This is a genomic window from Streptomyces sp. NPDC088745 (assembly GCF_044751045.1).
Lineage (GTDB): Bacteria > Actinomycetota > Actinomycetes > Streptomycetales > Streptomycetaceae > Streptomyces > Streptomyces cremeus.
Genome location: NZ_JBIVLB010000007.1, coordinates 235,727 through 259,894, shown reverse-complemented (window position 1 = coordinate 259,894; position 24,168 = coordinate 235,727). Strand labels below are relative to the sequence as shown.

Sequence of the window (24,168 nt, the reverse complement as noted above, 5' to 3'; positions counted from 1 at the left end):
TCGGTCATTAAAGATCGGGCTGACTGTCACAGGTGACGGGTAGGCTCGAAGACAAGATGACAGAGGACCTCTCACCAGCCGAGCGATACGCCGCCTCCCGGATCCGCGCCGCCGAGGAGGCCACCGCGCTCCACCCCTTCCGCGCCATGTACGACTTCGACCTGGACCCCTTCCAGATCGAGGCCTGCGAGGCGCTGGAGGCGGGCAAGGGAGTGCTGGTCGCGGCGCCCACCGGCTCGGGCAAGACGATCGTCGGCGAGTTCGCCGTGCACCTCGCCCTCACGCAGGGCGGCAAGTGCTTCTACACCACGCCCATCAAGGCGCTGTCCAACCAGAAGTACCAGGACCTCGTGAAGCGCTACGGCGCCGACAAGGTCGGACTGCTGACCGGTGACAACAGCGTCAACTCGGACGCGCCCGTGGTGGTCATGACCACCGAGGTGCTGCGCAACATGCTCTACGCGGGCTCCCAGTCGCTGCTGGGCCTGGCCTACGTGGTCATGGACGAGGTGCACTACCTCAGCGACCGCTTCCGCGGGGCCGTGTGGGAGGAGGTGATCATCCACCTCCCCGAGTCGGTGACGCTCGTGTCGCTGTCGGCGACCGTGTCCAACGCGGAGGAGTTCGGCGACTGGCTGGACACCGTGCGCGGCGACACCGCCGTCATCGTCTCCGAGCACCGGCCCGTGCCGCTGTGGCAGCACGTGCTGGCCGGGCGCCGGATGTACGACCTCTTCGAGGAGTCCGACGACGGGCGCGGCGGCCGCCGCGAGGTCAACCCCGACCTGCTGCGCATGGCCCGCATGGAGAACCAGAGGACGTACAACCCGCGCGACCGCCGCAAGGGCAAGACGGTCCGCGAGGCCGACCGGGAGCGCGAGCGCCGCCAGCGCACGCGGATCTGGACACCGGGCCGCGCCGAGGTCATCGAACGCCTGGACTCCGCCGGGCTGCTGCCCGCGATCACGTTCATCTTCAGCCGGGCCGGCTGCGAGGCCGCCGTCCAGCAGTGCCTGTACGCGGGACTGCGGCTCAACGACGAGGACGCCCGGCAGCAGGTCCGCGAGATCGTCGAGGAGCGCACGGCGTCCATTCCCGGCGAGGACCTGCACGTACTGGGGTACTACGAGTGGCTGGAGGCCCTGGAGCGGGGCATCGCGGCCCACCACGCGGGCATGCTGCCGACCTTCAAGGAAGTCGTCGAGGAGCTGTTCGTACGGGGTCTGGTGAAGGCGGTCTTCGCGACGGAGACCCTGGCCCTCGGCATCAACATGCCCGCCAGGTCCGTGGTGCTGGAGAAGCTGGTCAAGTGGAACGGCGAGCAGCACGCCGACATCACCCCCGGCGAGTACACGCAGCTCACCGGCCGGGCCGGGCGGCGGGGCATCGACGTCGAGGGGCACGCGGCGGTGCTGTGGCAGCGCGGCATGGACCCGCAGGCCCTGGCGGGACTCGCCGGCACGCGCACGTATCCGCTGCGCTCCAGCTTCAAACCGTCGTACAACATGGCGGTCAACCTGGTCCAGCAGTTCGGCCGGCACCGGTCGCGGGAGCTGCTGGAGACGTCGTTCGCGCAGTTCCAGGCGGACAAGTCGGTCGTCGGCATCGCCAAGCAGGTGCGGCGCAACGAGGAGGGCCTGGAGGGTTACGAGCAGGGCATGACCTGCCACCTCGGGGACTTCCAGGAGTACGCGGCGATGCGGCGCGACCTCAAGGACCGCGAGACGGAACTGGCCAAGCAGGGCGCGGCCCAGCGGCGGGTGGCGGCGGCCGACTCGCTGGAGAAGCTGAAGGTCGGCGACATCATCCACGTGCCGACGGGGAAGTTCGCGGGCCTCGCGCTGGTCCTGGACCCGGGGGTCCCGGCGGGACGCACGAACGGCCACCGGCGGGGCCTGGAGCACCACGACGGGCCGCGCCCGCTGGTGCTCACCGCCGAGCGGCAGGTCAAGCGGCTGGCGGAGATCGACTTCCCGGTGCCGGTGGAGGCCCTGGAGCGGATGCGCATCCCGAAGTCCTTCAACCCGCGCTCCCCGCAGTCGCGCCGGGACCTGGCGTCCCAGCTCCGCACCAAGGCCGGGCACATCACGCCCGAGCGGCACCGCAGGGGGCGGGCGGCGGCGGCCGACGACCGGGAGATCGCCCGGCTGCGGACCGCGCTGCGCGCCCACCCGTGCCACGGGTGCGACGAGCGCGAGGACCACGCCCGGTGGGCGGAGCGGTACTACCGCCTCCAGCGGGACACCCGGCAGTTGGAACAGCGCATCGAGGGCCGGACGAACACCATCGCCCGCACCTTCGACCGCATCTACGCGCTGCTCACCGAACTGGACTACCTGCGCGGTGACGAGGCGACGGAGCACGGCAAGCGACTGGCCCGCCTGTACGGGGAGCTGGACCTGCTCGCGTCGGAGTGTCTGCGGGACGGGGTCTGGGAGGGCCTGAACCCCGCTGAACTGGCGGCGTGCGTCTCGGCGTTGGTGTACGAGGCGCGGCAGGCGGACGACGCGGTGGCGCCGAAGGTGCCGGCCGGGGCGGCCAAGGAGGCGCTCGGCGAGATGGTCCGCATCTGGGGGCGGCTCGACGCCCTGGAGGAGGACCACCGGATCAACCAGACCGAGGGCGTCGGCCAGCGCGAGCCCGACCTCGGGTTCGCCTGGGCGGTGTACCTGTGGGCCTCCGGCAAGGGCCTCGACGAAGTGCTGCGCGAGGCGGAGATGCCGGCCGGTGACTTCGTGCGCTGGTGCAAGCAGGTGATCGACGTGCTCGGCCAGGTCGCGGCCGCCGCGCCCGCTTCCAGCGGGGGCAGCACGGTGGCGAAGAACGCCCGCAAGGCGGTGGAAGCGGTGCTGCGGGGCGTGGTGGCGTACAGCTCCGTGGGCTGACGCCTTCGGACAGTGCCCGCAGCGTGCGGTGCGTGGGTCCCGGTCGGGAAGTTTCTGACCGGGGCCCTTCGTCCGTCAGGGGGCGGGCTGCCGCGGGCCGGCGGCCCAACCCTCGGGGTCGGTCCACGCCTGGAGGGTGCGCCGGGACTCGAAGCGGTGCCGGGCGCCCGTGATCGGGTCGGTGAACTCCAGGGTGCGGGCGAGGAGTTGCAGCGGCTTGCTGAAGTCGTCCGGGGCGGGGTCGGTGAGGGCGGGGAAGTAGGGGTCGCCGAGGATCGGCAGGCCCAGGGCGTTCATGTGGACGCGGAGCTGGTGCGTGCGGCCGGTGTGGGGGGTGAGGCGGTAGCGGGCGAGGCGGGCCCGGTGCTCGACGAGCTCGATGTGGCTCTCGCTGTTGGGCTCGCCGGGGACCTCGCGGGCGGCGACGACGCCGGGGGTCTTCTCGATGCGGCTGCGGAGGGTGCGGGGCAGGCCGACGGCCGGTTCGTACGCCGCCAGCGCCTCGTACCGCTTGCGGACCCGGCGGTCGCGGAAGAGGTTCTGGTACGCGCCCCGGGCGGCCGGGTCGACCACGAAGAGGACCAGGCCGGCGGTGAGCCGGTCCAGGCGGTGCGCCGGGCTGAGGGCGGGCAGGCCCAGGTCGTGGCGGAGCCGGGCCAGGGCGGTCTGGGCGATGTGGCTGCCGCGGGGGGTGGTGGCGAGGAAGTGCGGCTTGTCGGCGACCAGGATGCGGGCGTCCTGGTGGAGCACGTCGACCGGATACGGGACCGGGGTTTCCGGGGCGAGTTCGCGGTGGAACCACAGGTGGAGGCCGGGGACGTAGGGGGCGTCCGGGGGGAGCGGAGTGCCGTCGGCGGTGACGAACGCGCCGTCGGCGAACATGCGGTCGACGGTGCCGGGGCCCGCAGCGGCGAGGCGGGTGAGGAGGTGGGCGCGGACGGTGGACGGGGCGGCGCCCTGGAGACCGCTCCGGGCGTCGGCGTCGCCGGCGGCGGGCGGGAGCTTCAGGTGGACGGGGTCGATGCCCAGGTGCTGGGGGAGGGGCGAGGGGGGTGTGGTGCGGGGGCGGGATCTGCGGGTCATGGTGGGAGCAAGGGTATGGGGGCCGGGAGGCGACGCGACGGGCGTCCCCCGCCCTGCTCCCTCCCGCGCACGGGACGCGCCCTCCGAGCCGGTGCTCGAAGGGCGCGTCCCGTGCGTCGTCCGCGGGGCGGACGTACCGGCTGTAGGTCAGGCCTTCGGCATCAGGACGGTGTCGACGATGTAGACGGTCGCGTTGGCCGTGGGCACGTTGCCGCAGACCACGGAGGACGCGTCGTTGACCTTGTACGACTCGCCGGAGCCGGCCGTGGTCAGGGTGGACTTCTGGAGGGTCGGGTAGGTGCCCGACTCCAGCTGCTTCGGGGTCAGCTTCTGGCCGACCACGTGGTAGGTGAGGATGCTGGTGAGCTTGGCCTTGTCGGCGAGGACGGCGTCCAGGTCGGCCTTGGGGAGCTTGGCGAAGGCGTCGTTGGTCGGCGCGAACACCGTGATGTTCTCGGCGTTGTTGAGGGTGTCGACCAGGCCGGCCTTCTTCACGGCGGTGACCAGGGTGGACAGGGCCGGGTTGTTCGACGCGGCGGTCGCGACCGGGTCCTTGGCCATGCCGTCGAAGCTGCCCTTGCCCTCCTTGGGGACCCCGGCACAGCCCGGGCCGAACGGGCCGCTCATCGGCGCCGCGTCGGACGGGGTGGAGTCCATGCTGGCCTCCTTGGTGGGCGTCGCCTTGGAACCGGTGGCGTCGGCGGACTTGCCGCCGTCCGAGCAGCCGGTCAGGGCGAGCGGGAGGATCGCCGCCGCCGACACGGCGAGGGCGGCGCGACGGGCGATGGTGGTGCGGATGCTGCTCATGACGTTCTCCTTGAAGGGTGCTTGCAAAGGGGGGTGTGAAAGGTGGTCGGTGCGGTGGTGGCGGTGTCAGGTCACGGAGACCACCACCGAGTGCAGGCCGGTCGCGCCGTCGGGGACCGTCCCGACGCGGCGCTCCGTCTGGGTGTCGCCCTCGCGGTCCGTCGCGCGGACTTCGAGGGAGTGGCTTCCGGGAGCCGCCTGCCACGGCCAGCTCCACTGCCGCCAGGTGTCGCGGCTGGTCTCGGCGGCCAGTGAGGCGTCCTGCCAGGGGCCGCCGTCGACCCGCACCTCCACCCGGGCGATGCCCCGGTGCTGGGCCCACGCCACTCCGGCGACCATGATCCGGCCCGCCTTCGGCGAGGCGAACGGGCGCGGGGTGTCGATCCGCGACTGCGTCTTGATCGGCGCCTCGCGGGCCCAGTCGCGGCGCACCCAGTACGGGTCGAACGTGTCGAAGGTGGTGAGTTCGAGGTCGCGGAGCCACTTGCAGGCCGATACGTATCCGTACAGGCCGGGCACCAGCATCCGCACGGGGAAGCCGTGGTCGAAGGGCAGCGGCTCGCCGTTCATGCCGACGGCGAGGAGGGCGTCGCGGCCGTCCATCACCGTCTCGACGGGGGAGCCGAGCGTCATGCCGTCGACCGAGCGGGCGACGAGCTGGTCGGCCGGTCCGCCGTCGGAGGGCGGCCGCACCCCGGCCTCGCGCAGGAGGTCGGCCAGCCGCACCCCGAGCCAGCGGGCGTTGCCCACGTAGGGGCCGCCGACCTGGTTGGAGACGCAGGTCAGGGTGATGTCGCGTTCGACGAGGGGGCGGCGCAGCAGGTCTTCGTAGGTGTACGTCAGCGGCTTGGCGACGCCGAGGCCGTGGAGGGTGAGACGCCACCGGTCGGGGTCGGGGCGCGGGACCACCAGCGCGGTGTCGACGCGGTAGAAGTCACGGTTGGGGGTGGTCAGCGGGCCCAGGCCCGGGACGCGGAGCTCGGCTCCGGCCGGGACGGGACGGGCCCGGTCGGCGGGGGCGGGCAGCGCGATGCGGGAGCGGGCCGCGGCGGCGTCGGCCTGGCGGCCGGAGTTCAGCCGGCGGCCGAGGAGACCGGCACCGGCCGACACCGCGACGGCGGTGGACGCGGTGAGGACGAAGCCACGCCGGTTGAAGGGACGCAGGGCGGCCGCCCGGAGGCCCTCCGCTTCGGTCGCGGAGAAGTCGGGGGAAGCCGGGGGCGCGCCGTCCGTGTCCGCGGTGCCGGCGCGGGGCGTGGGGGTCCCGTGCGGGTGCATGTTGTGCGGTTGCGCGGCATCGGGGCGGGCCGGGGCGGGCGTCGGGGTGCTGGGTGCCGGCTCCCCCTCGGGTCCGTCGGCGCCCTGCCCCGGCTTCCGCGCGGGACCCGCAGTGTTCCGCGCGGGGAGCCGGGCGGCGGCCGGGAGGTTTTCCTCCGACGGGCTCCCGGCCGCCTCGGGCCGGGCCGGGGCCGAGGGCGGGGAGCCCACGTTCCCCGGGTCGGCGTCCGGCCCGGTCCGGGGCTCCGCGTCCTGCTCCCCAGCCGCGGGAGACGGACGCGTGCCCGGCTGTACGGCGAGCGCGTCGGGCGCGGACGCGACGTCCGCCCCCGGTCCCCGCGCCGCGCCGAGCTGTGAGGTGAGCAGCAGGAGTACGCCCGCGCCCGCCAGTCCGCCCAGCAGCGACGGCAGCGCGTCCAGCGGGCGGCCTTCCGGCCGGGACACCGCCGCCCACGCGCCGAGCGCGCCGAAGGCGAAGACCAGCAGGGCCGCGGTGCGCCGGTGGCGGGCCGACAGGAGCCCGACGGCCAGTGCGAACACCGCCAGCAGCACCAGGATGCCCAGCTGGAGGACCAGCTTGTCGGCCGTGCCGAAGGTGCGGACCGCGAAGTCCTTCACCGCGGAGGGGGTGCGGTCCACGACCGCCCCGCCGACCGCCGTCACGGGTCCGGCCTCGGGCCGTACCGCCGCAGCCGCCAGTTCGGCGGCGCACAGCGACGCGAAGGCGGCGACCAGGCCGCCGGCCGCGCTTGCGATGGTGCGTGTTTTTCCGCTCACGCAACCCATTCGGGGCTGCGGGGGCGGGCGGATTGGTCAGAAGATTCTCTTCCTCCTTTCGGGGGGACGGACCAATCCAGCGGGTTCGCGGCTCCGAATGAACCGGGGTTCGTCGCCCGGTCGACGCGTGCGGGACCGGCGCCGCCGTCACCGGTGCGGGGGCGGTCAGGCGGTGGGGTCCGGTCCCTCGCCGACCCGGTAGCCGACGCCCGGCACCGTGTGGATCGCCCACGGGGGGCCGAGGCGCTTGCGCAGGGTCGAGATGGTGATGCGCACCGCGTTGGTGAACGGGTCGGCGTTCTCGTCCCACGCCTTCTCCAGCAGCACCTCCGCGCTGACCACCCCGCCCCGGGCGGCCATCAGCACCTCCAGCACCGCGAACTGCTTGCGGGTGAGCGAGATGTAGCGCCCGGCCCGGAACACCTCCCGGCGGAACGGGTCGAGCCGCAGGTCCCCGGTCTCCAGCACCGGCGGTGTGCTCGCCTTGGGGCGGCGGGCCAGCGAGCGCAGCCGTACGACCAGTTCCTTCAGGTCGAAGGGCTTGGTGAGGTAGTCGTCCGCGCCCAGCTCGAACCCGGTGACCTTCTCGTCCAGGTGGGCCGCCGCCGTCAGCATCAGCACCCGGCAGCCGAGCTCGCGCGCCACGATCGTGCGGCACACCTCGTCGCCGTGCGTGCCGGGGATGTCGCGGTCCAGGACGACCACGTCGTACGTGTGCACGTCGAGGCGCTCCAGGGCCGTGTCGCCGTCGCCCGCGATGTCGGAGGCGATGGCCTCCAGGCGCAGCCCCGCCTGCACCGCCTCCGCCAGGTACGGCTCGTCCTCGACAATCAGCACCCGCATCTGCGGCCTCTCCTCGGTCGGCGCACTCCGGTCCATTGAACGACGCGGGGCCTGTCGAAAACGTATCGGGAATCCGAGACGCCCCAGCGACACCGCGACGACTGCACTGGAGCCCTACGACGACGGCTCGACGGAGGACGGCATGCGCGAGACGGATCGGGGACGGGCGGGCTGGACGGCGGCCGGGGCACTGGCCCTCGCGGCGGCCCTGGGCGTGAGCGGGGTGGTGGCCCTGTCGGCGACGTCCGACGGCGGCACCGGGGTGCGCGAGGAGGGGCGGGGGGCGGTGGCGGCCCCGCCGCGCGTGCCCGGCTCCGTGGGGCCGAACGGCGACGGGGCGGCCGACGCGGGCGACGGGTCCATACCCGTGGCCCGTCAGCTCACCCCGTTCGACACCGGGCACTCGGCGCTGCGCCGCCTGGACCCGGTGCTGCTGGCGGCGGTGCAGTCGGCGGCGAAGGACGCCGAGCAGGACGGGGTGGACCTCTTCGTGACGTCGGGCTGGCGCAGCAGGGGGTACCAGCAGCGGCTGCTCGACGAGGCGGTGCGGAAGTACGGGAGCGTGGCGGAGGCGCGGAAGTTCGTGGAGACGCCGGACGGGTCGCGGCACGTGCGGGGGCAGGCGATCGACATCGGTCCGGCGCGGGCGGACGAGTGGCTGATCAGGGAGGGGGCGCGGTACGGGCTGTGCCAGATCTACGCGAATGAGCCGTGGCACTTCGAGGTGCGGGAGGTGGGGGGCGGGCGGTGCCCGGCGATGCGGGGGGACGCGGCGGGGCAGGGGTGAGGCCCGGAGAGGTCCGGTCGGGGGCGGGAGGGGCCGCCCTCCTGCCGGCCGGGTCCCGCCCCCGGTGGAGCGGGGCCCTCAGGGGCGGGAGGACAGGAACCGGGCGCGGGCCTCCGAGAGGTCGACGATCGGGTCCGGATAGTCCAGGCGGGCGCGGTCCGGGCCCGCCAGGTGCCAGGGCTGGTGGACGGCGGAGCCCGGCAGGGAGGCCAGTTCCGGAACCCACCGGCGGACGTAGTCGCCGTGCGGGTCGAAGCGCTTGGCCTGGGCGAGCGGGTTCAGGATACGGTTGGGGCGGGTGTCGGTGCCGGTGCCCGCCGCCCACTGCCAGTTGAGCTGGTTGTTCGCCAGGTCGCCGTCGACGAGCAGCGACAGGAAGTGGCGGGCGCCGATCCGCCAGTCCACGTACAGCGTCTTGGTGAGGAAGCTGGCCACCAGCAGCCGGCCCCGGTTGTGCATCCAGCCCTCGTGCGCGAGCTGCCGCATCGCCGCGTCCACCACCGGAAAGCCGGTCCGGCCGGCCTTCCAGGCCTCGATCTCCCGGGTGTCCGTGCGCCAGCGGTCGTGCCGGTCGCGGTAGTCGGCCCGCGCGACGGCCGGGCGCGCGGCGAGGACCTGGTGGTGGAAGTCCCGCCAGGCGAGCTGCCGTACGAACGCCTCCGCACCCGCGTCCGCCTTCCGCCGCGCCCGGTGCACCGCCTCCAGCGGGGAGAGCGCGCCGAAGTGGAGGAAGGGCGAGAGACGGGAGGTCGCGTCGCCCGGCAGGTCGTCGTGGCGGTCCTCGTAGCCGGAAACGCCGTCGGCCAGCCAGGCGGAGAGGCGTTTGCGGGCCGCCTTCTCGCCGCCGCGGGCCAGCCCCGGCGAGGTGTCCGCCACCGCGTCCCGCGACGGCAGCGGATCGCCCGCCACCCACTCCGGCACCCGCACCGCCCTCGGCGCACCCAGCACCGTACGCAGCTTCACCGCCTCCCACCTGCGCAGATACGGGGTGAAGACGGCGAAGTGGTCGCGTCCGGCGCCCGAGGGGACCTCCGCGCCCGGCGGGACGACGGTGATCACCGCGTCGTGGACGGTCAGCTCGCAGCCCTGCGCGGCGAGCGCCTTGCGCAGCCGCTCCTCGCGGCGCTGTGCGTAGCCGCTGACGCCGCCCGCCACGTGCACGGCGGTCGCGCCCGTCTCGGTCACCAGGCGGGCGACCTCGTCGACGACCTCCCCGGTACGGAGCACCAGCCGCCCCCCGCGCTCGCGCAGGGCGGCGTCCAGGCCGGCCAGGCAGTCGGCGAGGAAGGCCCGCCGGTTCGGCGCGGTGAAGCCGGCGCGCCGCACCCCGTCGTCCAGGACGAACAGTGGAACCACCTCGTCCGCCCCGTGCAGCGCGGACCGCAGCACGGGCTGGTCGTGGACGCGCAGGTCGGAGGTGAACAGGGCGACGGCGATGCGCGGGGAGGCGGGGCTGGACGTGCGGGCCGTACGGGCCGTGCGGGTCGTGCGGGTCATGCCGGGAACTCCATGAGGGCGACGGGGTCGGAGGTGGGTGCGGGCGAGCCGCCGGACGGCTCGACGGTGATGCCCATGCCGGAGGCCTTGCCGACGGGGCCGTCGAGCAGGACGGCGCCGGTGGTGGCCGCCGGGTCCAGCAGACCGGCGGAGCGCATCGTTCCGGCGTCGTTGAACCAGAGCTGGTAGGTCTTGCCGGGCGGCGGAGTCGGCATGCCGGAGGCCACGAACGCGGCCCGGTCGCGGCTGCGCGAGACGACCACCGTCGCCGAGGCCCCGTCGCCCACTCTGCCGGTGGTCGTTCTGGCGTCCGGCGCGGCGAGCACCGCGGCCAGCGCCTCCGTCTGCCGCTGCGCGGTCTGCGCCTGCTGCTGGGCGTCCTCGGCCACCTGGTGCTGCCAGGCGGCGATCCCGCCGAACGTGGCCGCGGCGGCCAGGCACGCGGCGAGGGCGAAGCGGGTCGCGGCCCGCCCGTACCGGCCCCGGACGCGGCCCTGACGTACCGTCAGAGGGCCTTCCTGGCGTTCGGTGGTGATCCGCCGCAGCACTTCCTTCTTCATCCGGACCGGCGGGTTCTCGGTCATCGCACGGCCCAGCCGGGCGGCGGTGGCGGCCAGTTCGGTCACCTCCTGGGCGCAGGAGGGGCAGTCGACGAGGTGGCGTTCGAAGGAGAGACGCTCGTCGTCGGGGAGCGCGTGCAGCGCGTACGCCCCGGTCAGCGTGTGCAGTTCGGCGGTGCTCATGCGCCCACCCCCAGGCAGTCGCGCAGCCGGATCAGTCCGTCGCGCATACGGGTCTTTACCGTCCCCAGCGGGATGCCGAGGAGTTCGGCGACCTCGCGGTAGGCGAGGCCGCGGTAGTACGCGAGGGTCACCGACTGGCGTTGCAGCTCGGTGAGGGTGCGCAGACAGCGGCGCACCTGCTCGCGCTCCAGACGGGCCTCCACCTGCTCGGTGACCTCGTCGTACGCGGGGGTGCGGTCCAGCAGCGCGGCCCGCTGCTCGCGGTCGGCGGAGGCCTGCGCGGAACGCACCCGGTCCACGGCCCTGCGGTGCGCGAGGGTCAACACCCAGGTCATGCCGCTGCCCCGGGCCGGCTGGTAGCGGGCGGCGGTGCGCCACACCTCGACCAGCACCTCCTGGGCGACCTCCTCGGACTGCGCCGGGTCGCGCAGGACGCTGCGGACCAGCCCCAGTACCGGCCCGCTGACCAGGTCGTACATCCGGCCGAAGGCCTCCTGGTCGCCCCTGGCCACCCGGCCGATGAGCTCCTGGAGGCCGTCGGGCCCGGGCGCGGGCGCCCCTTGGAGGTGGACGGCTTCTTTCACGCGGGTTTCCTTCGCTGGTGCTGGGGCGGGCGGTCGACTCCCCACGGTCCCACCGGATATTCGGAGGTGTGGGACCTGCGGATTGGTGTCGTCGGCCGGGGGTGTTACGCGCGTGCCCCCGCGCCGCGCCCGCGCGGTCGCAACCGGTGCCGGGCGGTACGCACGTCACCCGTCCGGTCCCGTGCCGCGCGGGCCGTGTGCGCCGCCCGGACCGTGCGGAAGCCGCTCAGGCCGCGAGCTCCCTGTCGGACCGGCCGGACCGGCCGCGGCGGGCGGGCCCGGGGCGCAGGGCGAGCAGGACACCCGCCGCGGTCGCCACCGCCAGGGCCGCCGCGGCGACGAGCGTCATGGCGTCGGGCCGGACGAGGGCCTGCCCGCGCAGGGCCTGCCAGGTGACCAGGCCGAGGAGTGCGGCGTACGAGGCGCAGGCGACGGCGGTCAGCCGCAGCCGGACGAGGGGGTCGGCGAACCGGGTGAAGCGCGGGGCCAGGGCCAGGAGCAACAGGGCCAGCAGCGGCAGGAGTTGCAGCGAGTGCATGCCCACGAAGTGCGGTATGCGCAGGTCGCCGCCGGTGGTGGCCCAGCCGGTCACCGGCATGGCCGGACCGCCGTCGGCGACCCCCACCCCGTGCGCCCCGACCGTGTCGGTGATCCCGGCCTCGCGCTGGGCGGGGGTGGGCCGCGTCATCAGGAAGCCGAGTCCGGTCCCGACGAGGGCGAGCACGGCGCCGGCCTTCACGGCGAGCGAGGTGGCGCGCTCCAGGATCCTGGTGCGCAGCAGCAGGGCGGCTGCTACCAGGCTGCCCACCCACAGCACCACGATGGTCAGGCCCATCGCGGCGAACACGGCCGAGTCGAAGGCGGTTTCGAGATTGAAGTGGCTGCGCCTGCCCCGGGCGGCCTGGCCCAGGATCAGCACCATCTCGCCGGCGCTCGCCGCGGCGACGACGGTCCCGGCCCGCCGACCGGCCGTGCCCGCCCGCCCCTTCGGCAGCAGCGACAGCATCCAGGCCAGGGACAGCCCGTACGCGGCGAACGACACGGAGAACTTGAACGGCTTGAACCAGACCGGCGAGCCCGCGACCGTGCGGTCGTCGGCCACCAGCCCGATGCCGGTCAATACGGTGGAGGCGATCATCAGGGCCGAGAAGACCACCAGAGGACGGTGCCAGGCACGCCAGGCTGCGGGCATGGGAGACTCCCAACGGAGAACGGATAGTGGCACTGGCCACTATCGGATAGTTGAACTATCCGTCCGGGCCCGCGAGTTGGCAAGGCCCCTCCTCGGACCGAAAGGTGAACAGGCAGTGCGCATAGGTGAGTTGAGCCGCAGGACCGGAGTGCCGGTCCCGACCATCAAGTTCTACGTCCGCGAAGGGCTGCTCCCGGCGGGGGAGCTGACCAGCCCGAACCAGGCGACGTACGGGGACGGGCACGAGCGGCGGCTGCGCCTGATCCGTTCGATGCTGGGCGTGGGCGGCCTGTCGCTGGCCCGGATCGCGGAGATCCTCGCGGTGGTGGACGACACCTCGCAGCCGGTGTTCGAGCTGATGGGCGAGGTGGCCGGCACGGTGGCGGCGCCGCGCCCGGCCGGCAGCGGCGAACCCTCGGCGCGGGCCCGCGCCGAGGTGGCCGCCCTGGGCGAACGCCGGGGCTGGCACGTCCCGGCCGGCCACCCCGACGGCGAGGCCCTGGCCCGCACGCTCACCGAGGCGGAACGGCTGGGCCACGAGGAGTTCGCGGTGACGCTGGACGCGTACGCGCAGGCGGCGGAGCGGGTGGCGGAGGCGGACCTGTCGTACGTGCGGGGGCTGGGGGCGCGGGACGACGTGCTGGAGGGCGTGGTGATCGGGATGATGCTGGGCGACGCGGTGTTCGGCTCGCTGCGGCGCATCGCCCAGGCGGAGGAGGCGGGCCGCGTCTACGGCAGGGGGCGGCGCGGGGACGAGGAGTAGGCACGGGGCGCGGGGGGATACGGCCGGGGTCCACCGCGAAGGTACGCCCAAGGTTCACCGGAGGTCTGCAACCGTCGGCGTATGTGCCCCCGAGGGGTCTCCGTCAGCTTTCTGACCGGCCGCAGGAGCTGCCCGAAGGGGCGCGGCTCCGGGGCCCGGCGAGGAAGTTCCGTTCCGTGACCAGCAGGGGGAACGCCATGAATCCGATCCGCACCCGTGCCGCCCGGCTCGCCGCCCTCCTCGGCGGAGTGGGCCCGGCCCTCACCGCGATGACCGCCCCGGCGAGCGCGGCGGACGTCATCAAGCAGGGATACGAGGGGTACGAGGTCGCCTGCGTGCAGCGCGGGGTGAACATCGTCCAGAACCCGAACGTCGCGGTGGACTCCGACTTCGGCCCGGCCACCCGTGCGGCCGTGGTCCGCCACCGGAAGGCGGAGCGGATCAGCGCCGACGGCCAGGTCGGTCCGACCACCGGCAGCCACCTGATCAGCGACGTCCAGAGCATCCGCCAGAACGACATCCGCTCGGGCGGCACCGGCGTGTTCTGCCCGGACTGGCTGCGGGACTGCACCGGGAGCATCCCGCACCGAGCCGGACATGTGCCAGGGGCCGGTCCTTCGCGGGACCGGCACTGAGCCACGCACGGCGTCAGGGCCGGTCCTCTGCAGGGCCCGCACCGAGCCGGGCACGCGTCAGGGGCCGGTCCTTCGCGGGACCGGCCCCTGACGTGCGCCGTGACTCAGGCCGAAGCCTGCTCCTGCTCGCGCTCCACCTGCTCGTTCCACTCGCGCTTGACCGCGCGCCACGCGTCGTCGTCCTGGCCGAGCCGCCAGTAGCCCGAGACGGACAGCCGCTCGCGCGGGATCTGGCGCTCGACCCGCAGCAGCCGCCGCAGGTCCTTCACGAAGCCGGCCTCGCCGTGCACGAACGCGTGGACGTCACCGGCGGGGAACTCCAGGTCCCGTACCGCCGCGACCAGTTGTTCGCCGACCGGCGCGGAGCCCCGGTGCAGCCACGTCACCTCGACGCCCGCCGGGGACTCGATCTTCTGCTCCTCGGCGGCGTCCGCCACCTCCACGAAGGCGTGCACCCGGGCGCCCTCGGGCATCCGCTCCAGGGCCGCCGCGATCGCGGGCAGCGCGCTCTCGTCACCGACGAGCAGGTGCCAGTCGGCGGCCGGGTCCGGGGCGTACCCGCCGCCCGGACCCAGGAAGCGGACCGTCTCGCCGACCCGGGCGCGGGCCGCCCACGGACCGGCCAGACCCGCGTCGCCGTGCACCACGAAGTCGATGGCCAGCTCGCGCGCCGCCGCGTCCCAGCTACGGATCGTGTACGTCCGGTTCGCCGGCCACTGCTCCGCGGGGAACTCCTCGCGGATGCGGGCCATGTCGAAGGGCTCCGGGTAGGTCACCCCGGGCACCGGGAAGAGCACCTTGACGTAGGCGTCGGTGAACTCGTCGGCGGCCAGGCCCGCGAGAGCCTCGCCGCCCAGGACGACGCGCACCATGTGCGGGGTGATCCGCTCGGTGCGCACCACCTTGGCCTCGTGGGCTCGCGGTGCCTTGCGTGCCGGTCGTTCTGCCACGGTGCTCTCCCCAAACTGCGACTCAGGTACTTAGGTATACCTAAGCTAACAGCTCACCCCTGGAGCACCGAGAGCAGTCGCTGCAAAGATCCGCCCAAGCCCCACTTCCCGGCCAGCGCCTCCAGTGCCGCCGGATCGCGCGGCGCGTGCGGCAGGGCCGCGTCGAACCGCGGCACCGGGACGTCGTTCGCGACCCGCACGACCTTCGGGGCGACCGCGAGGTAGGGCCGGGCCGCGTCCAGCTTCGCGCGCTGGGACGGCGTCAGCTTCGCGGCGGGGTCGTCGACGGCGGCCATGATCCCGGCCAGGTCCCCGTACGCGTCGAGCAGCTTGGCGGCGGTCTTCTCGCCGATGCCCGGCACGCCCGGCAGGCCGTCGCTCGGGTCGCCGCGCAGCAGGGCCAGGTCCACGTACCCCGGGCCGTCCACCCCGTACCGCTCGCGCAGCCAGGACTCGTCGGTGACCTGGAGGGTGCCGACGCCCTTGATCGGATAGAGGATGCGGCGCCCGCGCGCGTCGTCGACGAGCTGGAAGAGGTCGCGGTCGCCGGTGACGACGTCGACCGGGCCGGTCGCGCGGGCGGTCAGGGTGCCGATCACGTCGTCCGCCTCGTACCCGTCGACCCCGACCCGGGCGATGCCGAGCGCGGCGAGCACCTCCTCGATCACCGGGACCTGCGGCGTGAGGGTGTCCGGGGTCTCCTCGGCGTCGGGGGCGCCCTCGATCTCCTCGGCGACGCGGTGCGCCTTGTAGGAGGGGATGAGGTCGACCCGCCACTGCGGGCGCCAGTCGTTGTCCCAGCAGGCCACCAGGTCGTCGGGCCGGTGGTCCTGCACCAGGCGGGCGATGAAGTCGAGCAGGCCCCGCACCGCGTTGACGGGGGTGCCGTCGGGGGCGCGGACCGAGTCCGGGACTCCGAAGTAGGCCCGGTAGTAGAGGGAGGCGGTGTCGAGGAGCATCAGGCGTCGGGTCACCTTCCTGATGATGCCGTACGGCACCGACAGCGACCGGGCGAGCTGGGGGCGCCCCTTGCCCGGTGGAAGAGGTCACGCCCTGCCCGGTGAAAAAGAGGACAAAACCGGGCCGAACGTCATCTTTGAAGTGAACTGGGTCACTTTTCGTTTGGTTGATCCCGACTTGGGAAGCAGCGCACTCGGAGCGGACCTCGTCCGAAGTTCAACTTCTTGATGTCAATTGCATCTTGTGGGGCGGGCTTCCGGGCGGGCGCAGCGGGCCGACTCCGCACCGCTCCACGACCTGTCCACGGGGGTGACGGGTCGTCTTCGTCCAACCCGTGAGGTGTATGTGTCCAGGCTCCAGGCCGAGAACCTGTACAAGGTGTTCGGCAGACGACCCGGCGAGGCGGTCCGCAAGCTCCAGGGCGGTGCGGACCGTGAGGAACTGCGCGCCGACGGAACGACCGCCGCGGTGATCGACGCCTCGTTCAGCGTCGAGCCCGGCCAGATCTTCGTCGTGATGGGCCTCTCCGGCTCCGGAAAGTCCACCCTGCTGCGCATGCTCAACGGGCTGCTGGAACCGACCTCGGGCCGCGTCCTGTTCGACGGACAGGACGTGACCGCCCTGTCGCCGAAGGACCTGCGCGACGTGCGGGCCAAGAAGATCTCGATGGTCTTCCAGCACTTCGCCCTCTTCCCGCACCGCAGTGTGCTGGAGAACGCCGCCTACGGCCTCGAAGTGCAGGGCGTCCCGCGCGCCGAGCGCGAGGAGCGCGCCCACGAGGCCCTGGAGATGGCCGGCCTCAAGGGCTGGGAGAAGTCCTGGCCCGACGAGCTGTCCGGCGGCATGCAGCAGCGTGTGGGCCTGGCCCGGGCGCTCGCCACCGACGCCGACGTCCTGCTGATGGACGAGTCCTTCTCGGCGCTCGACCCGTTGATCCGCCGCGACATGCAGGACCAACTGCTCGAACTCCAGAAGACCCTGAAGAAGACCATCGTCTTCATCACCCACGACCTCAACGAGGCCATGCGCCTCGGCGACAGCATCGCCGTGATGCGGGACGGCCGTATCGTCCAGCTCGGCACCGCCGAGGACATCCTCGTCACTCCCGCCAACGAGTACGTCGCCTCCTTCACCCAGGACGTGGACCGTTCCCGCGTGCTGACGGCCGGCGCCGTCATGGCCGAGCCGCACACCGCGATCGGCGGCCTGGACGACGCGGGCCGGGAGCTGCGCACCCCCGAGGACGTGCTCGACGCCGCCCCGGCGAAGGTCGGCGCGGACACCCCGATCATCGAGCTGTTCACGCCGTGCTCGACGAGCGGTGTGCCCGTCGCCGTGACCGACGCGAAGGGCTCCCTGATCGGCGTCGTCCCGCGCGCGCGGCTGCTGGCCGTACTGGGCGAGCCGATGGAGCCCGCCGTGCCCGCGCCCGTACCGGACGCGCAGGCCGCGACGGCGAACGACGTAGACCAGGCGAACGACGCAGACCAGGCGAACGAGGGCACCGAGAACGTGAAGAAGGTGTCCGCCGGTGCCTAGGCTCCCGCTCGGCCAGTGGGTCGACTCCGCCGTCGACTGGCTCATGGCCAACGTCAACTGGCTCTTCGACTTCGTCTCCACCGTCATCGGCGGCATGCAGGAGGGCATCTACGCCGTCCTCGGCGCCCCGAACGCGCTGCTCATGGCGGGCATCCTCGCCGTCGTCGCCTTCTGGCTGCGCGGCCTGACCGCCGGCGTGGCCTCCTTCGCGGGCTTCGCGCTGATCGACTCCATCGAGCTGTGGGACGACGCCATGTCGACCCTCTCGCTGGTCCTCGTCGCGACCGTCGTCACGATGGTCATCTCGATCCCGCTGGGCATCTGGGCGGCGCGCTCCGACAAGGTCAGCGCCGTGGTGCGGCCCGTCATGGACTTCATGCAGACCATGCCCGCCATGGTCTACCTGATCCCCGGCGTCCTCTTCTTCGGCGTCGGCCCGGTCCCCGGCATCATCGCCACGATCATCTTCTCGCTGCCCCCGGGCGTGCGCATGACCGAGCTGGGCATCCGGCAGGTCGACGCCGAACTGGTCGAGGCGGCGCAGGCGTTCGGCACCAAGCCGGGCAACATCCTCCGGCGCGTCCAGCTCCCGCTGGCCCTGCCCACCATCATGGCGGGCATCAACCAGAAGATCATGCTCTGCCTCTCCATGGTCGTCATCGCGGGCATGGTCGGCGCCGGCGGCCTCGGCGGCGCGGTCTACCGCGCGATCGGCAACGTCGACATCGGCCTCGGTTTCGAGGCGGGCATCTCCATCGTCATCCTGGCGATGTACCTGGACCGCATGACCAGCGCGCTCGGCACCGCCGTCTCCCCGCTGGGCCGCCGCGCCCTGGCCAAGGCGCGCGCCATGACGACCGGCGCCGCCAAGGTCTGGTCGTACCGTCCGCAGCCCGTGGTGGCGATCGCGGGCGTCGTCGTCCTCGCGCTCGTCGCGGGCGGCATGAGCCTGTTCGGCGGGAAGAAGGCCGACACGGCCGCCGACCCGTCGCAGATCGGCAAGGGCAAGAAGATCTCCATGGGGTACATCCCGTGGGACGAGGGCATCGCCTCCACCTTCCTCTGGAAGGAGATCCTGGAGCGGCGCGGCTTCACCGTCGACGCCAAGCAGTACGAGGCGGGCGCGCTCTACACCGGCCAGTCCACGGGGCAGATCGACCTGAACACCGACGCCTGGCTGCCCACCACGCACGCCCAGTACTGGGACAAGTACCAGGACAAGCTGGAGGACATGGGCGCCTGGTACAGCCCGACCTCCCTGGAGCTGACCGTCCCGGCGTACCTGGAGGACGTCAACACCCTGGAGGACCTCAAGGGCAGGGCCGACAGGTTCGGCGGCAAGATCGTCGGCATCGAGCCGAGCGCCGGCGAGATGGGCCTGCTCAAGGACAAGGTCCTGCCCGCGTACGGCCTCGACAAGGAGTACAAGCTCATCGAGGGCTCGACGCCCGGCATGCTCGCGGAGCTGAAGCGCGCGTACGCCAAGAAGGAGCCGATCGTCGTCCCGCTCTGGTCGCCGCACTGGGCGTACAACGACTTCGAGCTCAAGAAGCTCAAGGACACCAAGGGCGCCTGGGGCAAGGGCGACGGCGTCCACACGCTGGCCGCCAAGGGCTTCTCGAAGGAGAACCCCGAGGTCGCCAAGTGGATCAAGGACTTCAAGCTGGACGAGAAGCAGCTCACCAGCCTTGAGGCGCAGATCCAGAAGTCCGGCAAGGGCAAGGAGCAGGACGCCGTCCGCACCTGGCTGAAGGACAACCCGGGCATGGTCGACGAGCTCGCCCCGGTCGCCGGGGCCGCCAAGAACGCCGACGGCAAGGACGAGCGGACCCGCGCGGTCGAGATGGGCTGGTTCCCCTGGGAGGAGGACATCGCCGCCACGTACCTGTGGAAGAACGTCCTGGAGCAGCGCGGCTACAAGATCAACCTCAAGCAGTTCGAGGTCGGCCCGATGTACGCGGCCCTCGCCGCCGGTGACGTCGACGTCCAGCTCGACGGCTGGCTGCCGTACACACAGAAGAACTACTGGGACAAGTACCAGGACAAGCTGACCGACGTCGGCTCCTGGTACGGACCCACCTCCATCGAGGTCGCCGTCCCCTCCTACGTCAAGGACGTCAAGACCCTGGAGGACCTCAAGGGCAAGGCGGATCGGTTCAAGGGCCGGATCGTCGGCATCGAGGCGGGCACCGCCACGATGAAGAACCTCAAGGAGAACGTCCTGCCGCAGTACGGTCTGGACAAGGAGTACCAGGTCGTCGACAGCTCCACGCCGGGCATGCTCGCGGAGCTGAAGCGCGCCTACGCCAAGAAGGAGCCGGTCGCGGTCCTGCTGTGGACGCCCCACTGGGCGTACAACGCGTACGACCTGACCAAGCTCAAGGACTCCAGGAAGGCCTTCGGCGAGGGCGACCGCCTGCACGTCATCGGCAACAAGGACTTCGGCAGGAACTACCCGCAGCTCACCAAGTGGTTCAAGGACTTCAAGCTGAGCGAGAAGCAGCTCGCCGGCCTGGAGGACGAGATCCAGAAGCGCGGCACGGGCCACGAGCCGGAGGCCGTGGAGGCCTGGATGAAGGAGAACCCGGGCATCGCGGAGAAGATGGCCCCGGTCACCGGCTGACCCCCGCGAACCCCACGCCGGGCCCCGCCGTTCGTCACGAACGGCGGGGCCCGGCGTTCGTGCGTGGCGCGGCGCAAGGACCCGGGCCGACGCCTCCCACCTGCGTTCTTTGCTTAGACTTTGCGGTCGTGCGAATGACAGCGAGCACACCTCGCCCGCCCCTGCCCGCTTCCGGCCGTGGTCCGCGCCCGGCCGGCGGCCCGCCCCCTGCCCGGCCTCGGCACGCCCCGGCCGCCGGGCCCCGAGTGGACCGGCGGCCCCCGCGGTTGTGCCGCCCAGGTGTGACATGTGTACGAAACCGGGGCGTGAAGCTGCGTAGTCTGCTGTGCGTCGGTGGAAAGAACGAGTTGGGGAAGGGAGACGAGCCGTGTCGACGACCGGGGAACACGAGCGGTACACGAAGGACGACAAGAAGGACGACAAGGAAATCCTCCGGGTCGGCACCGCCGTCCGGAGGCGGCGCCGCGCCCTGGCGCTCACCCTCGCCGTGGTGGCCGAGCGCAGCGGCCTCTCGGTGCCCTTCCTCAGCCAGATCGAGAACGAGCGGGCCCGCCCCAGCCCGCGTTCCCTCCAGCGGGTCGCCGACGCCCTGGAGACCACCGCCCAGCAACTGCTCGCCGCCGCCGACTCGGCGCTCTCGGTCGGCCTGGTGCGCGCCGAGGACGACCCGGGACTCGAACCCGGCTCTGGGGTGCGTCCCCTGGTGCGCGGCCACCACCAGTTGCACGCGCTGGAGTTCACCGGCATGCAGGACGCGGGACAGGAGTACCAGCACCGCAACGACGAGCTGATGTACGTCGCGGAGGGCGCCGTCGAGGTCGAGGCGGAGGGCCGCGCCTACCGGCTCTCGCGCGGCGACGCGCTGCACCTCTCCGGGGGAGTGCGGCACCGGTGGCGGGCCACCGGTCCTGACACCAGGATCCTGGTGGTGGCGGTGGCCGAGCACATCGACGCCGCCGACGAATCGAGGCGGTGAGACGCGGTGCGGGTCGTCTCCCTCGTCCCGTCGCTGACCGAGGCGGTCGCGGTCACCGCGCCCGGCGTCCTGGTCGGCGCGACCGACTGGTGCACCCACCCCGCCGAGCTCGGGCCCGGCGTCGTCCGCGTCCGGGGCACCAAGAACCCCGACCTGCCCGCGATCCTCGCGCTGCGCCCCGACCTGGTCGTCGCCAACGAGGAGGAGAACCGCGCACCCGACCTCGCCGCCCTGCGGCAGGCGGGCCTGAACGTCCTGGTCACCGAAGTGCGCACCCTGGAGCAGGCGTTCGCCGAGCTGGCGCGGGTGCTGCGCGCCTGCGGCACGGACGGGCGCCCGCCCTGGCTGGCGGCGGCGCGCACGGCGTGGTCGGACCTGCCCGCTGTGCCGCCGCGCCTGGCCGTCGTGCCGGTCTGGCGCAAGCCCTGGATGGTCCTCGGCCGGGACACCTTCGCGGGTGACCTCCTGCGCCGGCTCGGCGTGCGGAACGTGTACGCCGGGCACGCGGAGCGGTACCCGCGCGTGGACGCGGCGCAACTGGCCGCGTGCGGCGCCGAGCTGGCGGTCCTGCCCGACGAGCCCTACCGCTTCACCGCCGACGACGGACCCGAGGCGTTCCCGGGCGTTCCCGCCGCGCTCGTCGACGGGCGGATGCTCACCTGGTACGGCCCCTCGCTCGCCCAGGCCCCTACGCTGCTGGGCGGGGCGCTGCGAGCAGCACACCGCTGAGCAGGCCCCGTACCGTACGGAAAGCGGTCACGGACCAGGCCGCCACGAGCAGGGCGAACAGGGCGGCGGCCAGCCCGCCCAGCGCGTCCAGGCCGGTGTGCCGGGCGAGGCCCGCCGCGCCGGTGACGCAGGTGCCGACCGGGAAGGTGAAGCCCCACCAGGTCATCGCGAAGCCCATCCCGGCGCGGGCGGCCCGGACGACCAGCGCCGCGGCGAGGGCCAGCCACAGCAGGGCGAAGCCCAGCACCGGCACCCCGTAGACCACCGCGAACGCCTGGAAGCCGTGCGCGTACGCGGGCCCGATCGCGCCGTCCGCGACGTCCGCGAGCTGGTTGACGGCGGTGGTCGACTGGCCGAGCGGCCCCAGGACCAGGAAGAGGGTGGGGGTCAGGGCCGACGGCGGCGGACCGTGCAGCAGCAGCCGGGCGAAGATCATCGGCAGCAGGAGCAGGGTGGCGAGCAGGCTCAGCCCGAACATCGCGTAGCAGGCGAGCAGCATCGTGGCCCTGGCCTGCCCCTCGGGCAGGTGCGGTATGAGCTGGGGGCCCAGCGCCGCCGCCACCATCGGCGCCACCATGGGCAGCAGCCACACGGGCGAGGCGCTGGACGGCCCGTCGATCCGGTGCCGCACGACCATGAGGTACGGAACGACCAGCGCGGCCAGCAGGGACAGGACCGTGCCGGCGCTCCACAGCACCCAGGCGACGGCGAGGGCCGCGGGCTCGCCGATCACGTCCTGCCCGGCGGCCGCGGTCGCGCCGCCCACGGCCAGCACGCCCATCGCGAAGCAGCCGTAGAAGGGGGCGACCGACGCGTCCAGGAGGTGCGCGCGGGCCTGGTCGCGGTGGTGGCGCCAGTGCAGCGACCTGGCGGCCAGGAGGACCAGGAGGGCGACGGCGGACAGGGCCCAGGCCGCGCAGAGCAGCGCGCGGGGCGGGGTGAAGGGGGCCGGGAGGGAGTGTCCGGCGGTGGCCAGGATCGCGGTGCCCATCACGGAGGCGTACCAGTTGGGGCCGAGGTGGCGAGTGAGGGGGGCCGGAGCGCGTGCGGTGGTGACCATGGACCTCATGGTCGGCCGCTCGGATCGTCCCTGGTAGAGGGCGGTTCGCGATGGCGGCATAAGCTGGGGTTATGAGCCAGGAGCCGTGGATACCGCTGTCCCACCGGGTGCCGGAGCTGGGCGCGCTGGAGCTGTTGCTCGCCGTGGCCCGGCTGGGGAGTCTGGGGCGGGCCGCCAAGGAACTGGGCATCACCCAGCCCGCCGCGAGCGGGCGGATCCGGTCGATGGAACGGCAGCTCGGGGTGACCCTGGTCGAGCGCTCCCCGCGCGGGTCGCGGCTGACGGCCGCCGGGGCGCTGGTGACGGACTGGGCGGGACGGATCGTGGAGGCGGCGGAGGCCTTCGACGCGGGGGCGCGGGCGCTGCGCGGGCGGCGGGATTCGCGGCTGCGGGTGGCGGCGAGCATGACCATCGCGGAGTACCTGCTGCCGGGGTGGCTGGTGGCGTTGCAGGCGGAGCGGCCGGGGACGGCGGTGTCGCTGCTGGCCGGGAACTCGGCCGCGGTGGCCCGGCGGCTGCTGGCGGGGGAGGCGGACCTCGGGTTCGTGGAGGGGCTGGCGGTGCCGGAGGGGCTGGACGGGGTGGTGGTCGCGCGGGACCGGCTGATCGTGGTGGTGGCGCCGGGGCACCCGTGGGCGCGGGCCGGGCGGGCGGTGACCGCCGGGGAGCTGGCGGCGACGCCACTGATCCTGCGGGAGGAGGGGTCGGGGACCCGGCAGGTGCTGGACGCGGCGCTCGCGTCGTACGGCGGGCTGTCGGCGCCGCTGCTGGAGCTGTCCTCGACCACGGCGGTCAAGGCCGCCGCGGTGAGCGGGGCGGGGGCCGGCGTGCTGAGCGAGCTGGCGGTGGGGGAGGAGGTGGGGACGCGGAGGCTGGTGCGGGTGGAGGTGGCGGGGGTGGCCCTCGCCCGGGACCTGCGGGCGGTGTGGCCCACGGGGCCGGGACCGGCCGGGCCGGGGCGTGATCTGCTGGCGCTGACGCGGAGGGGAGACGCCGTTTACGGCGCTCACTAGCGGTTACCCGATGGCCATGACTGCACAGAACGCCAACGCCAAGTCCACTGCCGCCACGGCGAAGAAGACCGCGGCGAGCGCCACCGACCAGGCCAAGGAGGCCACGGGCACGGCGAAGGACGCCACGAAGGACGCCACGACGGACGTCGCGTCCAAGGCGTCCGCCGCCGCCCAGACGGCGACCTCGGCCGGCCTCAAGGGGGTCCAGGCCGGGAAGCAGGCCCTGGAGTCCGCCTCGGGCAAGGTCGTCTCGTCGGCCACCACCGCGTGGACCCTCATCCAGAACCGCAAGGCGATCGTCGCCGGGGCGGGCGCGGGAGTGGTCGCCATCGGCGCGATGTCCTTCGCGATGGGCCGCAGGGTGGAGCAGCAGAGCAGGGGCCCCCTGACCAAGATGCTGGCCGGCACTCGTTTCTGAGCCTGGGCCGGGGCTTCTGAGCTGTT

At 73.2% G+C, this 24,168-nt stretch carries 21 protein-coding genes; 10 read left to right on the top strand and 11 right to left on the bottom strand.

The window, feature by feature from the left end:
• Nucleotides 1–56: 56 nt before the first annotated feature.
• Nucleotides 57–2,885 (top strand): DEAD/DEAH box helicase, encoded by a 2,829-nt coding sequence (locus tag ACIP93_RS20725; RefSeq protein ID WP_401760852.1) that lies wholly within the window; start codon nt 57–59, stop codon nt 2,883–2,885.
• A 75-nt stretch (nt 2,886–2,960) separates the two neighbouring features.
• Here ACIP93_RS20725 and ACIP93_RS20720 read toward each other — a convergent pair whose 3' ends face one another.
• The 4 genes from ACIP93_RS20720 to ACIP93_RS20705 form a co-directional block, all read right to left on the bottom strand.
• Nucleotides 2,961–3,968, bottom strand: coding sequence for an RluA family pseudouridine synthase (locus ACIP93_RS20720; protein WP_345224683.1), 1,008 nt, complete (start codon nt 3,966–3,968; stop codon nt 2,961–2,963).
• Between the two features lie 147 nt (nt 3,969–4,115).
• Nucleotides 4,116–4,775, bottom strand: coding sequence for a fasciclin domain-containing protein (locus ACIP93_RS20715; RefSeq protein WP_345224684.1), 660 nt, complete (start codon nt 4,773–4,775; stop codon nt 4,116–4,118).
• 66 nt (nt 4,776–4,841) lie between these two features.
• The gene (locus tag ACIP93_RS20710; protein WP_401760850.1) at nt 4,842–6,839 is read right to left on the bottom strand and encodes a molybdopterin-dependent oxidoreductase; all 1,998 of its coding nucleotides are present in this window, start codon (nt 6,837–6,839) and stop codon (nt 4,842–4,844) included.
• 156 nt (nt 6,840–6,995) lie between these two features.
• Nucleotides 6,996–7,673, bottom strand: coding sequence for a response regulator transcription factor (locus ACIP93_RS20705; RefSeq protein ID WP_401760848.1), 678 nt, complete (start codon nt 7,671–7,673; stop codon nt 6,996–6,998).
• Between the two features lie 142 nt (nt 7,674–7,815).
• On the opposite strand from ACIP93_RS20705, the gene ACIP93_RS20700 reads away from it, so the two are divergent.
• Nucleotides 7,816–8,460 (top strand): M15 family metallopeptidase, encoded by a 645-nt coding sequence (locus ACIP93_RS20700; RefSeq protein WP_401760846.1) that lies wholly within the window; start codon nt 7,816–7,818, stop codon nt 8,458–8,460.
• A gap of 78 nt (nt 8,461–8,538) precedes the next feature.
• Here the strand turns inward: ACIP93_RS20700 and ACIP93_RS20695 are convergent, their stop codons facing one another.
• The 4 genes from ACIP93_RS20695 to ACIP93_RS20680 form a co-directional block, all read right to left on the bottom strand.
• Nucleotides 8,539–9,957 carry a cryptochrome/photolyase family protein gene (locus tag ACIP93_RS20695; protein ID WP_401760845.1) on the bottom strand — a complete coding sequence of 473 codons (1,419 nt, stop codon included), beginning with the start codon at nt 9,955–9,957 and terminating at the stop codon, nt 8,539–8,541.
• Entirely contained in the window at nt 9,954–10,700 is a 747-nt protein-coding gene (locus ACIP93_RS20690) for an anti-sigma factor domain-containing protein (RefSeq protein WP_401760843.1), read from the bottom strand. The genes ACIP93_RS20695 and ACIP93_RS20690 overlap by 4 nt, the downstream gene beginning before the upstream one ends.
• Entirely contained in the window at nt 10,697–11,284 is a 588-nt protein-coding gene (locus ACIP93_RS20685; RefSeq protein ID WP_401760842.1) for a sigma-70 family RNA polymerase sigma factor, read from the bottom strand. The genes ACIP93_RS20690 and ACIP93_RS20685 overlap by 4 nt, the downstream gene beginning before the upstream one ends.
• Nucleotides 11,285–11,510: 226 nt before the next feature.
• Nucleotides 11,511–12,476, bottom strand: coding sequence for a hypothetical protein (locus tag ACIP93_RS20680; RefSeq protein ID WP_401760841.1), 966 nt, complete (start codon nt 12,474–12,476; stop codon nt 11,511–11,513).
• 115 nt (nt 12,477–12,591) lie between these two features.
• Between ACIP93_RS20680 and ACIP93_RS20675 the strand changes: the two genes are divergently transcribed.
• Entirely contained in the window at nt 12,592–13,239 is a 648-nt protein-coding gene (locus ACIP93_RS20675; protein ID WP_401760839.1) for a MerR family transcriptional regulator, read from the top strand.
• 176 nt (nt 13,240–13,415) lie between these two features.
• Nucleotides 13,416–13,874, top strand: coding sequence for a peptidoglycan-binding protein (locus ACIP93_RS20670; RefSeq protein WP_401760837.1), 459 nt, complete (start codon nt 13,416–13,418; stop codon nt 13,872–13,874).
• Between the two features lie 104 nt (nt 13,875–13,978).
• Here ACIP93_RS20670 and ACIP93_RS20665 read toward each other — a convergent pair whose 3' ends face one another.
• Together ACIP93_RS20665 and ACIP93_RS20660 are read right to left on the bottom strand one after the other, a co-directional pair.
• Nucleotides 13,979–14,824 (bottom strand): siderophore-interacting protein, encoded by an 846-nt coding sequence (locus ACIP93_RS20665; RefSeq protein WP_401760836.1) that lies wholly within the window; start codon nt 14,822–14,824, stop codon nt 13,979–13,981.
• A 53-nt stretch (nt 14,825–14,877) separates the two neighbouring features.
• Nucleotides 14,878–15,783, bottom strand: coding sequence for a 5'-3' exonuclease H3TH domain-containing protein (locus ACIP93_RS20660; RefSeq protein WP_401761027.1), 906 nt, complete (start codon nt 15,781–15,783; stop codon nt 14,878–14,880).
• Nucleotides 15,784–16,129: 346 nt separating this feature from the next.
• Here ACIP93_RS20660 and ACIP93_RS20655 point away from each other — a divergent pair, with 346 nt between their 5' ends.
• From ACIP93_RS20655 to ACIP93_RS20640, 4 genes are all read left to right on the top strand, one after another.
• Nucleotides 16,130–17,323 carry a glycine betaine/L-proline ABC transporter ATP-binding protein gene (locus ACIP93_RS20655; RefSeq protein WP_401760835.1) on the top strand — a complete coding sequence of 398 codons (1,194 nt, stop codon included), beginning with the start codon at nt 16,130–16,132 and terminating at the stop codon, nt 17,321–17,323.
• 43 nt (nt 17,324–17,366) lie between these two features.
• The gene (locus tag ACIP93_RS20650; RefSeq protein WP_401761025.1) at nt 17,367–19,946 is read left to right on the top strand and encodes an ABC transporter permease/substrate binding protein; all 2,580 of its coding nucleotides are present in this window, start codon (nt 17,367–17,369) and stop codon (nt 19,944–19,946) included.
• Between the two features lie 427 nt (nt 19,947–20,373).
• Complete coding sequence (locus ACIP93_RS20645; RefSeq protein ID WP_401761023.1) at nt 20,374–20,922, top strand: helix-turn-helix domain-containing protein; 549 nt, start codon at nt 20,374–20,376, stop codon at nt 20,920–20,922.
• 6 nt (nt 20,923–20,928) lie between these two features.
• Complete coding sequence (locus ACIP93_RS20640) at nt 20,929–21,651, top strand: helical backbone metal receptor (protein ID WP_401760833.1); 723 nt, start codon at nt 20,929–20,931, stop codon at nt 21,649–21,651.
• Here ACIP93_RS20640 and ACIP93_RS20635 read toward each other — a convergent pair.
• On the bottom strand, nt 21,611–22,720 hold the full coding sequence (locus ACIP93_RS20635; protein WP_401760831.1) for a TDT family transporter: 1,110 nt from the start codon (nt 22,718–22,720) through the stop codon (nt 21,611–21,613). The genes ACIP93_RS20640 and ACIP93_RS20635 overlap by 41 nt on opposite strands.
• Before the next feature lie 62 nt (nt 22,721–22,782).
• On the opposite strand from ACIP93_RS20635, the gene ACIP93_RS20630 reads away from it, so the two are divergent.
• Together ACIP93_RS20630 and ACIP93_RS20625 are read left to right on the top strand one after the other, a co-directional pair.
• Nucleotides 22,783–23,724 (top strand): LysR family transcriptional regulator, encoded by a 942-nt coding sequence (locus ACIP93_RS20630; RefSeq protein WP_401760829.1) that lies wholly within the window; start codon nt 22,783–22,785, stop codon nt 23,722–23,724.
• Nucleotides 23,725–23,740: 16 nt separating this feature from the next.
• Nucleotides 23,741–24,142 carry a hypothetical protein gene (locus tag ACIP93_RS20625; protein WP_345224717.1) on the top strand — a complete coding sequence of 134 codons (402 nt, stop codon included), beginning with the start codon at nt 23,741–23,743 and terminating at the stop codon, nt 24,140–24,142.
• Nucleotides 24,143–24,168 lie beyond the last annotated feature (26 nt).